The sequence below is a fragment of the Reyranella aquatilis genome, from assembly GCF_020880995.1.
Taxonomy (GTDB): domain Bacteria; phylum Pseudomonadota; class Alphaproteobacteria; order Reyranellales; family Reyranellaceae; genus Reyranella; species Reyranella aquatilis.
The window spans coordinates 134,940-150,017 of sequence record NZ_JAJISD010000004.1 but is presented as its reverse complement, the minus strand read 5'-3'; the positions used below and the strand labels follow the sequence as shown (position 1 = coordinate 150,017).

At 64.1% G+C, this 15,078-nt stretch carries 11 protein-coding genes; 4 read left to right on the top strand and 7 right to left on the bottom strand.

Annotated features, from left to right (window positions below; genetic code table 11):
* Nucleotides 1-33 precede the first annotated feature (33 nt).
* Nucleotides 34-1,230: an iron-containing alcohol dehydrogenase gene (locus LJ725_RS11150; RefSeq protein WP_230550729.1), complete on the bottom strand. Its 1,197-nt coding sequence runs from the start codon at nucleotides 1,228-1,230 to the stop codon at nucleotides 34-36.
* 110 nt (nucleotides 1,231-1,340) lie between these two features.
* Here LJ725_RS11150 and LJ725_RS11145 point away from each other — a divergent pair, with 110 nt between their 5' ends.
* Both LJ725_RS11145 and LJ725_RS11140 read left to right on the top strand, forming a co-directional pair.
* Nucleotides 1,341-2,051 carry a substrate-binding domain-containing protein gene (locus tag LJ725_RS11145; protein ID WP_230550728.1) on the top strand — a complete coding sequence of 237 codons (711 nt, stop codon included), beginning with the start codon at nucleotides 1,341-1,343 and terminating at the stop codon, nucleotides 2,049-2,051.
* A 29-nt stretch (nucleotides 2,052-2,080) separates the two neighbouring features.
* Nucleotides 2,081-2,743 carry an aspartate/glutamate racemase family protein gene (locus LJ725_RS11140; protein ID WP_230550727.1) on the top strand — a complete coding sequence of 221 codons (663 nt, stop codon included), beginning with the start codon at nucleotides 2,081-2,083 and terminating at the stop codon, nucleotides 2,741-2,743.
* An 11-nt stretch (nucleotides 2,744-2,754) separates the two neighbouring features.
* On the opposite strand, the gene LJ725_RS11135 is transcribed toward LJ725_RS11140, so the two are convergent.
* The gene (locus tag LJ725_RS11135) at nucleotides 2,755-3,849 is read right to left on the bottom strand and encodes an endonuclease NucS domain-containing protein (RefSeq protein WP_230550726.1); all 1,095 of its coding nucleotides are present in this window, start codon (nucleotides 3,847-3,849) and stop codon (nucleotides 2,755-2,757) included.
* Between the two features lie 162 nt (nucleotides 3,850-4,011).
* On the opposite strand from LJ725_RS11135, the gene LJ725_RS11130 reads away from it, so the two are divergent.
* Entirely contained in the window at nucleotides 4,012-4,482 is a 471-nt protein-coding gene (locus LJ725_RS11130) for a MaoC family dehydratase (RefSeq protein ID WP_230550725.1), read from the top strand.
* Nucleotides 4,483-4,671: 189 nt separating this feature from the next.
* On the opposite strand, the gene LJ725_RS11125 is transcribed toward LJ725_RS11130, so the two are convergent.
* From LJ725_RS11125 to LJ725_RS11105, 5 genes are all read right to left on the bottom strand, one after another.
* Nucleotides 4,672-5,928 (bottom strand): amidohydrolase, encoded by a 1,257-nt coding sequence (locus LJ725_RS11125; protein ID WP_230550724.1) that lies wholly within the window; start codon nucleotides 5,926-5,928, stop codon nucleotides 4,672-4,674.
* Nucleotides 5,929-6,086: 158 nt separating this feature from the next.
* Entirely contained in the window at nucleotides 6,087-8,963 is a 2,877-nt protein-coding gene (locus LJ725_RS11120) for a DEAD/DEAH box helicase (RefSeq protein ID WP_230550723.1), read from the bottom strand.
* Nucleotides 8,960-10,411: an EH signature domain-containing protein gene (locus LJ725_RS11115; RefSeq protein ID WP_230550722.1), complete on the bottom strand. Its 1,452-nt coding sequence runs from the start codon at nucleotides 10,409-10,411 to the stop codon at nucleotides 8,960-8,962. Before LJ725_RS11115 ends, LJ725_RS11120 begins: the two co-directional genes overlap by 4 nt.
* On the bottom strand, nucleotides 10,408-11,361 hold the full coding sequence (locus LJ725_RS11110; RefSeq protein WP_230550721.1) for a hypothetical protein: 954 nt from the start codon (nucleotides 11,359-11,361) through the stop codon (nucleotides 10,408-10,410). The genes LJ725_RS11115 and LJ725_RS11110 overlap by 4 nt, the downstream gene beginning before the upstream one ends.
* Nucleotides 11,362-11,369: 8 nt before the next feature.
* Nucleotides 11,370-13,631, bottom strand: a complete 2,262-nt coding sequence (locus LJ725_RS11105; RefSeq protein ID WP_230550720.1) for a hypothetical protein — start codon at nucleotides 13,629-13,631, stop codon at nucleotides 11,370-11,372.
* Nucleotides 13,632-13,706: 75 nt separating this feature from the next.
* Here LJ725_RS11105 and LJ725_RS11100 point away from each other — a divergent pair, with 75 nt between their 5' ends.
* Complete coding sequence (locus LJ725_RS11100; protein ID WP_230550719.1) at nucleotides 13,707-14,750, top strand: efflux RND transporter periplasmic adaptor subunit; 1,044 nt, start codon at nucleotides 13,707-13,709, stop codon at nucleotides 14,748-14,750.
* Nucleotides 14,751-15,078: the final 328 nt, after the last annotated feature.

The window sequence follows — 15,078 nt, the reverse complement described above, 5'->3', positions numbered from 1 at the left end:
GGGCGTCGCGCGTGCCCTTTTGCGCGAAGCCGTCTAGTAAGCGGCCTCCAGCAGACGCTCTGCCGCGGCAATGCGTTCGCTGTCCGAACGAACGCCCGCATTGGCATTGAAGTTCTTCACCGTCTGTCCTGCGATGAGGGGGATCGCCGAGCGCGGGATGTTCAGTTCGCTGAGACGGATCGGCATTCCCACGCAGCGGTAGAGTCGTTCCAGCTCATCGGCGATGACCGGCCTGAGCGGCTTGTCGGCGCCACCAAGGCCGAGGGCTTCGGCGACGAGCTGCGCCGCGGCGGCATCTTCATCCTGCGACAGCCGGATCTTGGTGGCGTGGATGGTGGAAATCGACTCGCCCTGGCCGACATGGGGGAACTGGACATGCAGGGCGGTGGAGACGGCGTAGTCTCCGGCAAAGGAAGAACTGGCGCCCATGCGCGCGCCATCGTCCTCGGCGCGGTTCTGCAGGAAGGCCGCAATGCAGAGATCGGCGCGCGAGGCCGCATCGTCGCGATTCTCCGCAAGGCCCGCATAGGCGCGAAAGGCGAGACGGAAGGCCTGGAGGCGATCGCCTTCGACCAGCGGATTGGATTCGGCGGCGGCGATGGCTGCAACGGCACTGGAAAAGACCGTGGTGGCGGTCGACCGATGCGAAGAAGACGGCGTCGTCATCAGGACGTCGTGGTCCAGCAGGATCGCCTGCGGCCGGGTCTTGGGATCGAAGAACTCCATGCGATGATCGAGATCGTCGTTCTTCAGGCCCGTCCCGGCGCGATTCATGGCGCTGGTGGGAGTTGTCGGGATGTTGACGATGGGGATCTTCGGTGCCGCCAGGCGCGGGCTGTAGGCCGGCTTGTCGGCCGGATACTGCGTCATGATCTCGAAGGGACTGCGATCCTCGCCGAGGAAGATCGCGACAGCCCGCGTGGCGACCAGCACGCTTCCGCCTCCGACCGCGATGAGGAGATCGGCCCTGGCCTCGCGCGCGGCATCCCGGGCGGCACAGACGTTCGGGTAGGGGCAGTCCTTTTCGATCCGGTCGAAGACCCCGGCGAAGGTCGCTCCCAGCGCTTTCTCGATACGCCGAACGGTGTCGGTTCGCCCGTTGATCGACGGCGAGCAGATGACGAAGGCGCGCTTGGCGCCGGCGCGGGCGGCGACCTCCTTGAGGGAACCCTCGAGGACGTTCGTTCCGCAGTACAGACGCCAGCTATGGCCCGAGGCACGAAAGCTCACTCGATTTCCTCCTGTTTTCGGGATCTTTGTTAACCGATAGCACATTTTGCCGTCGGCCATGGCTGCAGCCCGCTATAGTGACGGCGTCCGTTGTGCGAGGAGTGAATCCAGTGGCATCGCCGTCGTCCGTCGCCGTCATGAGCGGTCTTGCCCTCGAGGTGGCCGTCAATCGCTGGCTGAAACCGGCCTTCGAGGCCGCCTCGCCCTATCGCCTGGAAATCGACTGGCGTCCGACCACGGCCATCATGAAGTCGATCGCCGAAGGGCAGCGCGCCGACGTCGTCATCGCCATCGACGGATCGATGGACAAGCTCTGCGCCGATCGCATCGTGCGGCCCGAGACCCGCGTCTGTCTCGCCGATTCGATCCTGGGCGTCGGCGTCCGCGAGGGCGCTCCGAAACCCGACGTCTCGACCGTCGAGGCCTTCAAGCGGACGCTGGTGGCGGCGCGGGCCGTGGCCTATTCGCGGGCGGGGGCGAGCGGCATCTACTTTACCGGGCTGGTCGAGCGACTGGGCATTGCCGCCGAGGTCAATGCGCGCGCCGTCACGATCCCGATGGGCTTCACCGGCGAGAAGGTCGCGAGCGGCGAGGCCGACATCGCGATCCAGCAGGTGAGCGAATTGATGTCGGTCCCCGGCGTTGCCGTCGCCGGCCCGTTTCCGCCGGAAGTCCAGACCGTCTCCACCTTCGATGCCGCCATCTTCGCCGATGCCGCGAACCCCGAGGGTGCCGCCGCGTGGATGGCGCTGCTGGCCTCGCCGGCCGCGGCCAAAGCCTATGGCGATGGCGGTCTCGTATCCCGCCTGTCGCATTCCTGAAAACGCTCTCCTTTCGAAAGACCGGCCGCATGTCGAAGAAGCCTCGCGTCGTCCTCCTGCATGGCACACCCGTCGCTATCGACCCCATCCAGCGCGCGTTCGCCACGCGGTGGCCCGAGGCCGAGACCGTCGACCTGCTCGACTCCTCGCTGTCGGTCGATCGCGCCAAGGACCATGAGCTGACGCCGCGCATGTTCGAGCGCTTCGTCGAGCTCGGCGACTACGCTCAGCGCCTCGGGGCCGAGGCGATCCTCGTCACCTGCTCGGCGTTCGGGCCGGCGATCGAGCGCATGGCAAAGGAACTGCCCATGCCCGTGCTGAAGCCGAACGAAGCGATGTTCCGGGAGGCGATCGGCCGGGGCCGGCGGATCGGCATGCTCGCGACCTTCGCGCCGTCGGTGCTGACCATGACGGAGGAGTTCGAGCAGTTCGTCGGTGAAGCAGGCGCCACGGCCACACTCGAGACGATCGTCGTCGAGGGCGCCATGGACGCGCTGCGCAAGGGCGACGCCGACCGGCACAACGCACTGATCGCCGCGCGGGCGCCCGAGCTGGCGCACTGCGACGCCATCATGCTCGCGCATTTCTCGACGTCGCGGGCGCTGGCGGCCGTCGGCGCCGCCGTCGAGACACCGGTGCTCACCGCGCCCGATGCCGCGGTCGATCGCATCCGGGCCGCCATCGGCGGCTGACGCCGACTATCTCAACTGGCGGGCGCATCCCAATGCGAGAAGACCTGCTTGAGTCGCTCGATGGTGTGTCGCCATTTTGGCGAGGCGGGCTGCGCAACCGTGTTCTGATTGCCAAATAGTCCGACTTCGTTGACGGCCTTTTCCAGTGGTACTGTGCCGAGCCATTTGACAGGAATGAAGTACTCGGACTTTTCAGGGTCATCCGCATACTCGCGGTGATATGTACCAGCCTTGAGCACCTCCAGTGCCGGCCGATCACCGGCTGCCGTAGGTAACAAGAAGTCGTTTGCGCGAGCAGCCGTTCCCATGACACGGCCGACACCAACGAAGCCGTAGCTCGGCGCCTTCACCCAAATGCGGTCGCCGGGACTAAGGCGCTTCAGCGCCCCGCTGTACCAACTGCCACCGCCAGCGGAAACGAACCCGTATTCAACGGCTTCGCTCCACGCCCTTGTGTTGCTCTGGCCAAAATTTACGTAGTACTCACCGTTCCAATGCTCACTCGTACCGCTCGCGGCGGTGACGGCGTTGGCCTGAGTCTCCACTGTGTCTCTGAGCCAGGCGCGACTCAGTAGACGCGCATCGCCGTCAGCGAAGACCTGAAAAAACAAGACGTTGATGGGTATGCCGCGATCGCCGAGATAGGCCACGATGCGTTCAGTGCTATCGTCGAGCTCTGCTGCAACAACGACGATTTGGTGGCTGCCGTTGAGTGTGTCTTCGTCGAGGTCCGTGCCGAACCGCGATCTGAAGTCCGTAGCCAGGTCTTTGTCTGGCGCAAACGCACTATAGATTGTCGCGAGGTCTTCGGACTTTAGCGAGGAGACGAAGCTTGCGTAGTCAAGAGCTTGGGCCACTACCTCCCTCGGCGTTCTATTTCGCTTCAGTTCGATGAGAACGAGAGAGCCATCCGGAGCCAGTGCCAGGAGGTCGATGATGCCGCCAAATTTTGTAGTGATTTGTCGACCCACGAGCATCCATTGATCGTCAAGAATGGCTGGTGCAGCCACGATCATCTCTTCAAGAGCCTTTTCACTGGGCAAAGACGAAACGGGTAGTGGGGACGGAGCTCCGCCGACCTTCCAAATCGCTTGACGTACTGCCATTGAGTATTCCTCCGGTCCCAAATGTGTATGCTACCAATGATGAGGAACAATGAAACTAGACCTATCGCGCGGTCCGAGCCTGGCTACCCTTTGGGACTTGCTTGGCGCGAGTGGATTGGATGGGTTGCGTCGAGACGGTTCTAGGGTTTGAAGGAGAACACCATGGCAAAGCGAATCGTCGAGAGCCCGCAGGCTATGAAGGCGCTGGTCGGTCAGGAGCTGGGCGTCAGCGACTGGCTGGTCATGACACAGGAGCGCATCAATACCTTCGCCGAAGCCAGCGGCGACCATCAGTGGATCCACGTCGATGTCGAGCGCTGCAAGACCGACATGCCGGACGGCAAGACCATCGCGCACGGCAATCTCACCTTTTCCGTGATCTCCACCTTCGCCCGCGACGTGCTGAAGATCGAGAACATGCGTAACGGCATCAACTACGGCTCGAACAAGGTGCGCTACACCAGCCCCGTGCAGGTCGGCGCGCGCATTCGCGGCCGCCAGAAGCTGCTGGCCGCCGACGACATGCCGAACGGCGGCATTCGCATGACCTACCAATGGACCGTCGAGATCGAGGGCCAGGAGCGCCCGGCCTGTGTTGCCGAGACCATGAGCATCGCCTACGCCAAGGCGTAGAGTCTTTCACCTCATCCTGTGAGGCACTGACCTCATCCTGAGGAGGCCACGGAGTGGCCGTCTCGAAGGATGGGCAACAGGCAAGGGGCGCGTTCCCACCCTTCGAGACGCATCGCTGCGCGATGCTCCTCAGGGTGAGGTCGGTGCCGGATTCTCGGCTCGATTCAGTCTCGCCCGGAAAGACTCTCGCTACGTCCGCTTCAGATAGTCGATCGCGAGATAGCTGAGCGCGCGCACGCCGTACTTGAGCGCGGGCTCGTGGACGCGAAAGAGCGGCGAATGGTTGGCCGGCGCCTGCAGCGGGTCGACGTCCGGCGGCACGACGCCCAGGAAGAAGAACATGCCCGGCACGACCCGGGCGAGATACGAGAAGTCCTCGGCCCCCATCACCGGGCGCACCTCGGTGACGCGCTGCGGATCGAGACCGTTCTTCAGGCTGTTGGTGCCCCAGTCGGTGAGGGGCGGATCGTTGTAGGTCACCGGCACGCCGTCGAAGACCGTGACGGTGGCCTTGGCACCGGCGGCCTCGGCGATGGCGGAGGCAGTCCTGTCGATGCGCTTCCGGATCTCGGCGCGGACGCCCTCGTCGTGGGTGCGGATGGTGCCTTCCATGGCGACCGAGTCGGGCAGGATGTTGTTGCGCACGCCGCCATGGATGGTCGAGACCGAGATGACCGCCGGCGAGAGGGTGGGGTCGAGCTGGCGGCTGACGATGGTCTGCAACGCCAGGATGATCTGTGCCGAGGTGACGACGGGATCGATGCCGCGCCACGGCTGCGAGCCGTGCGTCTGGCGGCCCTCGACGTCGATCTTGAGGCGATCGGCGCTCGCCATCAGCCCGCCGGGACGGAGCGCGATCACGCCCGAGCGGATGCCCGAGGTGACGTGCAGGCCGAACACCGCGGACGGCGCCGGGTTCTGCAGGCAGCCGTCGGCGATCATCGCTTCGGCGCCGCTCGGGCGGCCGTCGTTGGAGCCTTCCTCGTTAGGCTGGAAGATCAGCTTCACCGTGCCCGGGATCTCGTCCTTCATGCCGGCCAGGATCTCGGCCACCCCCATCAGGATGGCGACGTGGCAGTCGTGGCCGCAGGCATGCATGACCGGCACGGTCTGTCCGAGATACTGCGCCGTGGCCCGAGAGGCGAAGGGCAGATCGACCTTCTCCTCGACCGGCAGCGCATCCATGTCGGCGCGCAGCGCCACGACGCCGCCGGGCTTGCCGCCCTTCAGCACGCCCACGACGCCGGTGATCCCGACGCCTGTCCTCACCTCGTAGCCGAGCTTTTCCAGGTGCTCGGCGGCAAGCGCGGCGGTGCGCGTCTCCTGATAGGAAAGCTCCGGGTGCTCGTGAATGTCGCGCCGCCACGCGATGACCTTGTCCTCGATCGCGAGGGCCGCCGCGGAAATGCGTTCGGAGAGTTCGTTTTCGGGGGTGATGTCGTTCATGCGGTGAGTGTCCTGGGCGACGGGGCGGGAGTGCAAGGACTTATCATGCTTGCTTTCCCGCAGGCGCCTGTGAGTTCTGCTTAGGCCAGCACAGCACGCGTGTCGGTTTGCTTACAAGAGGACATCCTCTTCAGCAGCTCGGGATAAGCTATGCCTTGTCAGTCAGCGCCCGATGCCGTTGCCTCAAGCAACGCCCGCTGATCGCCATCATCTAGTCCGCCTGGTAGCAGGGCCTCCCGCATCAGACGACGCTTCCGATCGAGCAGATCATGAAGGTTCTGGTCGAACGATCGACGTCCGTCTCCGAGCGTGCCGACGGGGATGTGAACATGCACGGTCCGGCTCTGTCCGATTCGAAGCGCACGGCCGGTACATTGATCTTCGACCGCGGGGTTCCACCAGCGGGAGAGGTGGATCACATGGTTGGCGCTGGTAAGAGTTAAGCCCACGCCGCCGGCACGCGGCGAGAGTATCATCGCGTCAAAACCGTCGGGGGCACCCTGGAAGCGGTCGACACGTTGCTGCCGACGAGGCCCCGCCACCTCGCCGCTGATGATGGCGGGCGGGGCGTTCATGCGATAGCGCCGCTGGAGGATGCCGGCCAGCCTCGACTGCATGTCGAGACTGTCGAGGAAGATCAGGGCCCGCTCGCCGACGGCGGCGATGCGATCGAGCGCGTCCATGCAGACTTGGAGGCGCGCCGAGGCGGCGATGAATTCCTCGTCCGTCGCGCTCATCGCGGGATCGGGATGCAGCGCGACCTGGCGAATTCTCTGCAGGCCTTCCAGCACGGCGCCGCGACGCTCGTTCCCGGCAACCGCAGCGATGACGGCGTCATAGGCGCGGACCTGTTGTGCCGGCATGCCGGCTTCCTTCAGATGGAACTCCGCCGTGGGAAGGTCCGGCAGTTCGTCTTCCTTCATGCGTCGCAACAGCAATGCGGGCGCACCGCCGAACGAACCCTCGAGAAAGGTCTTGAGGCTGCGCAGCTTCTCGATGTCGATATCGTCTTCGTAGCGCCGGCTGAAGCGCTTCAGATCCCCCAGCCAGCCAGAATGCACACCATCGACGATGCACCAGAGATCGGCCAGCCGGTTCTCGACCGGCGTTCCCGTTAGCGCGATCCTGAAATCGGCGTTCATGCCCTTGATGGCATCGGTGACGCGGGCGCCGGGCGTCTTGACCTTCTGCGCCTCGTCGGCGAGCAGCGCGGCAAACGGGACCGCACCGAAATCCCGATCGTAGTCGCGCAGCGTCTCGTAGGTCGTCAGCACCCAGGCGGCTCTGCGCAGCCTCGCCTGATCCAATGCGGGGACGTCGTCGGCTGGCTGCGTCCGAAGCGCGCGCAGGCCGTCGCCATAGGCGGCGAGGCATTCGCCGAGCCCCTGTCCCCGGAGGTGGCGGTCGTGCTCCGCCTTCCAGTTGGCCAGCAGGCCGGTCGGAGCAACGATCAGGATGGGGGCCTTACCGATGACTCCCGCGTCCATGCCTTCTCGCAGCCAGGCTAGGAAAGCAAGGCTCTGCAGCGTCTTGCCCAGCCCCATGTCGTCCGCAAGGAGAACCCCGGGCCGTCCCGCCAGCCAGCTCTTCTGCAGCCAAGCAATTCCTTGCTCCTGATGAGGCTTCGGTGTCGTCGCAAGACTCGACGGAAGCCCGAGGGCCGGGCCCGAGCGAGCCAGAAAATCCTGACTGTGTTCGACCTCCTCCTCGTTGGCGAAGATGAGGAGACTTGTCGGCGCATCGGCCACCGCTGGCTTTTCGCTGTCCGTCGTGGGACGCGCCGCGGCGCGTTGATGAGCCAGATCGGTGAGGGCCTGCCGCGTCTCGGGCGTGGCAGGGACCACGGCCGGCGTTTCCCCTGGCGGTGCCCAGACTACTGACGGCTCTCCCTGTCCGATCGCGTCTTCGACCTGGCGGCGCAGGGCCTCCGCCTCGACGGCGTCGAGCGCCAGCGTGCGATCACCGACGACGAGGCCACCGGGGATTTGCCGCCCTTTGGGGGCATCCGGACCGAACCAGTCGGTGCCGACCCTCTGGATCCAGGGCACCACGCGCGGCGTCCACACACCGAGGCCGGCAACGCGATCGGAATAGGCAGACGTTTCCACGAATAGCGAGTCGATCTGGTCGACAAGCGTCGGGTCGTCGCCTTGTTCCAGGGCGGCATGAAGCACTGCCCGTGGCGCTGCCATCAGGGCACGCTTCGCGGAAGCCTTCCCCGATTGCCGTCGTCTGACCTCGCCCAGCGCGCGGCGCAGGGCAGGAGACAGGACGAGCAGCTTGCCGCCGGGCAGTGTGTAGACGGGACGCACAGTGGAGAACTGGTTGAACTGGCTGTCGCCGAAGGCCGCCTGCAGATCGGGGGGCAGGGCAGGGGCGGTCTGTCCGGCCCGATGCAGGATCGGCACCAGCCGCATCGCCGCCCCTTCGCCGACAAGATCGAGCGAAAAGGCATCGGCCTGGAGAATGTCGATCGCCGGCAGAAGCCCGCCAGTCGTTGCCGATCCGTCCTGCGTAGCCGCCGGCAGGAGTTCCTGGAGTTTGGAGATAGCGACCAGCCGCGAGGCAGCGTCATTGCCGGCGACACCGACCGCGGCAATCGCTTCGGCGATGGCGAAGAGCGCCGATGAGAGGCGACCGAGGCGATCGCCAATCCTGAGCCAGGCACCGATTCGTTCGGCGCCGACGATGGCTTGTCCTGTCGAGCGACGCCACTGGAGTGACGCCGAGAAAGCGGGATGCGTGACGATGCCGGACGTAGTGACTCGCGCCACTGCTTCGGAAAGGGGCGGCAGATGGAGTGCGGCTGCTTCCGCGGCTGAGAGATCGGCAATTGCGGCATGCTCGACCAGGACGAAGTCGGCATCGGCCAGCGCACGATCTTCGGCAACGAGACGGTTCAGCAGATCGATGCCGGGAAGAAGGGCGGTCGGTGCAGCGATCGCCCAGGAGTCGAACGGCGCGGAATCAAGGCCGTTGACGAGGCGAAACTCGGTGCCCATTGGGGCCGGAACAAAGGTGAGATTGTGGGTCATCGAACTCGCCATTCAGTCGGCCGCAGAATGATCCCTTCATCGCGGAGTAATAGAGCGGCCGTTCGTCCCTGCCAGACGCCTGGGTGAGCGTGCGATATGCCGTCTGGCCCGCTGGCCCGAAGATCTGACCTTCCCTGCGGAACCGGGAACTGCAGCCCTTCGCCAATGACTTCCGACCTGTCATATCGCGAACGAAATAATCTTGGGGCGGCTTTCGAGCCGCTGCGCCAAGCGCGCAGCTTTCCATTGTAGGTCCACTCGGAGAAGACCAGCTCGCCAATTTGTATGAGAAGGACGGACCGGTTTGCGTCAGTGTCGCGCAACCTCCCATAGCTGCCTCGAAGTTCCTCTCTGTCGGAAACAGCACGAGCTGCATTTTCGCCGAGCACGAGCCAGCTGTCGGTGATATGGCCTCCCTTCAGGCAAGCACTCCAAAAGGCTTGCCTTGCTGCCCATTGCTCTCCCATGCCTGCGTTGCCGGCGAAGCGCCCGACCACGTTGAAGAAGGCGTCGAGCGACAGCGCCGAAAGCCAAGTCCGCACCCGCTGTCGCGTTTCAGCCGACGCGCGCGCCCAGCGGTGTTGATGATCGACCCGCGGATCGCCAAGATGTTGCCGCAGGAAACTCAGCACCATGTCTCTCATCCGATCCGAAGGCTGACGCTGCCCGCCGAGCCATGCGCCCACCAGGCCGTCGGCCATTGCGCCGTTGGGGCCCGGCTCGTCGAAGCGGAGTTTGCCCTCCGGGGCATAGAAGCGGGTTGCCCGCTCGAAGTGGTCGACGGTCTGATCGCCGCGAATCGACTGAGGTAAAGCAGCGGACAGGCGGTAGTGAACGGCGCGCAGATATCCGCTCGACGCTCGTGCCGGGGCGTCCAGCCTGCACGCCGCCAACAGACGACCCGAAGAATCCTTCAGCAGCCGATCCGCGATGCGGCCGGGGCCGGCCACGGCGTCGAAGATGTCGTAGCTCTTGTGGGCTTCCTTCCAGTAGGCAAGGAGGCCCGCTTGCGGCGCGGCCAGATGGCGGTCGATCTGCCGACCTACGGCGACAAACGTGTCGTCGTCCGGATCGAAGGCGATAAGCCAAGCATCGACTAGGCGGCGAAGCAGGCCTTTATTGTTGCCCAACCGGTCGAGAATAGCGATCTGCAGAGCGTCGCGGTCGATGCCGTCCTTGGCCGCTGGCCAAAGCAACCAGATGCCGTCCCGAAGAACGGCTGGGGGAAGGTTCTTCAACGGCCTGCCGCTGCGTTGGGCCGCGAGGATCTCCCGCCGAGTCCGGACCAGGCGGTCCTCGGTTGGGCGGGCGGTGACGTCCCAAGTCTTGAGAACGTGCGTCAGCGCCTTGAAAGTTGGTCGATCCTGCTCTCGTGGAACAATTCGCTTCCGGGGCATTGTTTCGACCAGGGCTTTGAGCTTCTCGAGCTCGGCGAGCAACGTGCTCATGGCCGGTTGCCTGCGACACTGCGCAAGGTCGAAAGGACGGCTTCCAAACGTTGAATTTTGTCTGTCAGGTCTTCGCGGCGGCTCGACAGCAGAAACCGGACTTCGATGCGCCGGTTGCGTCTGTCCTTCCCGTCAATACTCTGCAGGTTTCTTGCGTCGCCGTACCCGGCAAGACCAAACAAGAGCTGATCTCTGTCATTCTTGAGATCTCTCAAGGGCAGGGGCGATTCGTCGATCAGCCGTAAAAAGGCGCGCGCCCGATCGGTCGAGAGACGCCAGTTTCCTCCTTCAGTCGGTGATGGCAGCGTATCGGTATGACCTTCGACCAGAACCGTCTCAAAGATCGGTTGTTTCTTGCATGAGGAATCATCCGCCTTGGATATTGAGTAGCAGGGCAAGAGGCGCCCCATCTCTTCGATCAGTGCCTTTGCTTTGATCTCGCCATCTGTCGTAAATCTGGCTTCATTCAGTTCAAAGAGTCCTTCGCTCGATAGTCGAAGAATGCCCTGCGCTACATCGACTTCGACCGTGACGTTCCGGCTCGCAAGTCCTCGCTGAATCGCGAACAGTAGATCGCCTCGAATCTGCTCCAGTCGCCCTTGATCGTTACTCAGCGCGATGTTTACACTTTCGAGCTGCTCTGCCAGATCAGCGAGGATGTGTCGAAGGGCGTCGCGAGCCTGTATCAGGTTTGCAATGCTCTCTCGCTGGGATGCGATTTCCCGATCCCGTTCTTGTAGGAGTTTGCGCAGGTCCTCGACGTCGACAGTGAGCGCTGCCACTTTTTCCCGCAGCTCCCGAATCTCCTTCTCCGTGTCGTCTGTTGCATAGTTGATTGCGAAGACCGCGAGCATCAGCAAGAAGATGAACAGGATCCCGACCATGAGATCGCTGATCGACGCAAAGTAGCCTTCGCCCGCGTCTTCCTGTTCGGATTGAGACGGCCGCATTCCTTAGCTCACCTGCGCCGGTTTTCGGGATCGTCGTCGCGGGCCTCCGCCAGTTCCGTGACGGCACCGCTCAGCGTGTTGACGGCCTGCGCCATGTCCTTGTTCATCTCCACGACGAAGCGCGAAATCTGCTCGGCAAACCCGCCCAGCCCCTCCCGCAGATCCTTGAAGACCCTGCCCAGTGACGCATCGAGGTCCTTGAAACCGCCAAGCGCTGTGTCGAGGTTTGTGCTGAGCGCCCCCAATCGCCGCTCCGCCTCTGCGAGTTGCTGCATGGCGCCGTTTATGGAGTCGGCCAGGGGAGCGATCCGTTGGCTGGCAAGGGCGAGATCTGCGGCCGTCTTCTGCCCCGAGGCGCCGAGCTTGACGAGGTCGGCCGTCGCCGTGCGGAGCGGCGCCGTCGCCTCCACGGCCGCCTGCCGCATCGCCGTCAGGGATTTGCCCAGCTCCAGCGCCTCGCTCTGGAGGGCTGCAATCCGCTGCCCCAGTTCGCGCGCCGGTGTGGCGAACTCGCCCGCGGCGGCTTGCAGGCCGCGGCTGGCATCGGCGCCGCCGGTCCGGAGAGCATCGCCGCCTTCCTGCCCACCTGCTCGGAGCGACGCTGCCGCGGCATGAGCCGCTTCGGCCAGGGCGGTCGCGCCGTCACGGCCCTGCTGGGCAAACTGGGTGCCGGCGGTCTCCATGTTGCCGGCAAGGTCGCTGGCGAGCCTTGTGAAGTTGTCGCGCAGCTCCTCGACCGCGGCGGTTAGACGACTGGCGGCATCGCCGGCCCCGCTGGTCAGCGCTTCCGCCACATGCGCGGCGCTGCGTTCGAAGCCCTCGGCCGCCTGGCCGATACGCTCGGCCATGGCCTTCGTGGCGTCGTCGCCGGCCGACCGGTTCTGTTCGGCGAGTTCCGTCATCGCACCGATGGCCCTGGTGAGTTCTTCGGTCATGCGTCGTGTCGCTGCTTCGGCTTCGCCGCCCAGGCGTTCGGTGATACTCCCGATCGTCTGTTCGAGGCTGGTAGAAATCGCCCGCGCGGCAACGCCGAACGCGTCGCCCGCTTCGGCGATTCGTGCGGAGGCTTGGGCCATGGCGTCGGTGCCGGCGGCTCGCGACTGCTCTGCGAGGCTGCGCAGTTCTCCAACCAGCCCTTCCATCTGCTGGGTAATCCGCGACATCGCCTGTTCGGCGTTCCGGCCCATCTGCTCGGAGATCTGGTCGGCGGCGCTGGCCATTCGCGTGGCCGCCTCGGTCAGCCCACCCCGGATTTCCTCCATGGCTTGTGACGTGCGTTCCAGCGTTGCGCCAAGTTCCTTCATGTGGGTGTCGGCCCCGCCCTGCAGGGTCTTGTGAAACTCGTCGACGAGGCTGCGCAGCGTGTCTTCGCCCATGCTGCCTATACCTGTCGACAGTTTCTCGATGGCGTCTCGCAGCGGGCCGATATGTTCGCCCAGCCGCTGATCGAGCGCGCTGTCGAGCCTGCTGCCGATGTTGACGGCAAGTTCGGTGGTGAACTGGGACTGGAGGGTCAGCGACTGCTCGAGAAGCGCATTGGCCTCGGCTTGCAGAGTTGCCGGAGTCGCGAGCGGGACTCGCTCCTCTAGAGCCGCAAGGAAGTTATCTAGGGAGTGTTCAGCCTTGTCGAGCTGGCTTCCGCGGTAAAACGTGTATGCGAGCGAGCACAAAAGGCCTGTCAAGGAGGTAACGAACTTGGCAGCGGCGACGTCAAGCAGGTTCTGAAGCGCCTTCTGGCGAACTTCGTTTCCCACGCTTGGATCTGCCATGCCACCAGCTGATGACAGGGCAAACGCCAATCCGATGAAGGTCAGCAGAAGTCCGACACCGACCAGCAGGTTGGGCATTGCCGCGTGGTGGCGAGGGTTTATCCGGCAATAGCGCAGCAGATTTAGGGAGAAGTAAGTATATGGCCGACTGGTCGATCGGACCGGGGTACGAGGCGCTTCTGGCGTGATGACGGTTGCTGACCAGTCGCGCCAGGCTGGTCCAACGATCTCCGCATCCTGCAGCGACGACCCAATAGTTTCGTAGAAACTAGCGAAATCCCGCGCTTGGCGCGGTGTCGCGTTCAGGCTCGCCGTAGCCGAATCGAGGGCGCTTCGCAGCTTTCTCACGCCAATTCGCAAGCGGACTGCCGCGATCATGGCCCAGATCAGGATACCGCACGACAGTCCACCGATAACGAGCCAGTTTCCAAAAAGGTCAGCCCAATGACCCGCTTCCAAAGCATCTTGGAATGCCTTGGTTTGCGCCGAAATCCACGCCACCCAGTCCCCCTAGAACCGCCGGTTGTGCGGCCATGAAAGCATGATAACCATATTGCAAACCGGATGAACTGAGAAATGACGGCGACGCGGGAAATACGGGTTCTGCGAGAAGGGAGCGAATTGGCGCGCGAGGCGCTGGCTTTGTTCCGAACGCCTGATGGTGCTGAAGCCGCTAGGTGGGGCGGTCTTGTCTTTCCTTTGCGCGGCGGCAACGTCATCGACGTCAGCGACCGTGGACTGCTGCCGGCGCACTGCCGCTTATGGGAGGATGAAGGCCCGGATGTGGCAATCGTCGCCGAGCGCGGCGGCAACGACTCCTACGTCTTCATCGAAGGCAGTGCGCGAGCTTGCCAGACGGCCGTGAGGCGACTCACGGATGTCGGGTGCCAGGTCTTGCGATCGGGCCCCAACCTTTCGGGTGGCGCAGCGGACTGGTTTATCCGGCTGGGGGCGATGCCGGACGGTATCGCTGAAAAGCTGCCCGGCCTCCTCAGGGACGTCGCGGTATCACCGCCGAGCGAAGAGCAAGCCTCTCTGCGCGAGCGACTGCTCGTCCAGGCGTTGACCGCAGCGCAAGCGAATCGCATCAGTCTGCAGGCCCAACTTGCCGAGGTGCGAAAGGTCGCCGAGACAACGTCCGCTCACGCCCAGGAACGCGAGGCGCTCCTGGGCAATCTCGATTCGATGGCGGCCCGCCTTGCCGAAGCGGAGACCGAGGCGTTGGACTTGCGGAACCGGCTTGAGGCTACCTCGGTGGTCACGCCAGCCGTAGCGCCAAAGCCCAACAGACTGGAGGCCGAGCTCGGGATCGCGGTCGCTGCTTTGCTGCCGCGCATCGACTTCGTCCGAGACAGCCTGCGCTTCATCGCCGTGGAACTCCCGGAACGCGACATTCTTTGGAAGGCTTTGGCGGCGCTTGACCGGCAAGAGCGCGGCCTTCCGCCAGCGTGGAAATCCCTAACCGGCTATCCGGGGTGGTGGGAGCGACATTTCTCGACCGGCCATGACAATCAGGGGCGAATCTATGCTCGCTCGGCAGGAACCCCAGCAAGATGGCAGGTCCTCGTCTCACACAAGCAGGATCAGCCGATGGATCTTCGCTGGATTGCCAAGGCTTAGAGATATCGGGGAAGTGGGAGGAGGGCGGATGAGTGTCGATGTGGAGGTCCTTTTCGGCAAGCCGCAGAAGGAGATCGCCTCGCGCCTGCGCGACCGAATCCGTCGATGCCAGTCGTCGACGATCGCAAGCAGGCGTTCCTGAGGCTCGCGCCCGATCCGTTCAGGCCCAACCCCGAACAGGGGATTCGGCAGGTCCGGGTGCGGGTTGGAAGCGATCACGCCCAACTTCGAATACCTATTCGATTCGGAAAAGATCTCATGGTCACCGGAGATCGACACGTCAAATCAGGTCGCACCTACCGAGACGAGGGTATGAAATTGCAGAAGC

Bases quoted from the DNA above. Each gene is read 5' to 3' on its own strand.
- LJ725_RS11140 (WP_230550727.1), top strand. From the start codon at position 2,081: ATGTCGAAGAAGCCTCGCGTCGTCCTCCTGCATGGCACACCCGTCGCT.
- LJ725_RS11135 (WP_230550726.1), bottom strand. From the start codon at position 3,849: ATGGCAGTACGTCAAGCGATTTGGAAGGTCGGCGGAGCTCCGTCCCCA.
- LJ725_RS11130 (WP_230550725.1), top strand. From the start codon at position 4,012: ATGGCAAAGCGAATCGTCGAGAGCCCGCAGGCTATGAAGGCGCTGGTC.
- LJ725_RS11125 (WP_230550724.1), bottom strand. From the start codon at position 5,928: ATGAACGACATCACCCCCGAAAACGAACTCTCCGAACGCATTTCCGCG.
- LJ725_RS11120 (WP_230550723.1), bottom strand. From the start codon at position 8,963: ATGACCCACAATCTCACCTTTGTTCCGGCCCCAATGGGCACCGAGTTT.
- LJ725_RS11115 (WP_230550722.1), bottom strand. From the start codon at position 10,411: ATGAGCACGTTGCTCGCCGAGCTCGAGAAGCTCAAAGCCCTGGTCGAA.
- LJ725_RS11110 (WP_230550721.1), bottom strand. From the start codon at position 11,361: ATGCGGCCGTCTCAATCCGAACAGGAAGACGCGGGCGAAGGCTACTTT.
- LJ725_RS11100 (WP_230550719.1), top strand. From the start codon at position 13,707: ATGACGGCGACGCGGGAAATACGGGTTCTGCGAGAAGGGAGCGAATTG.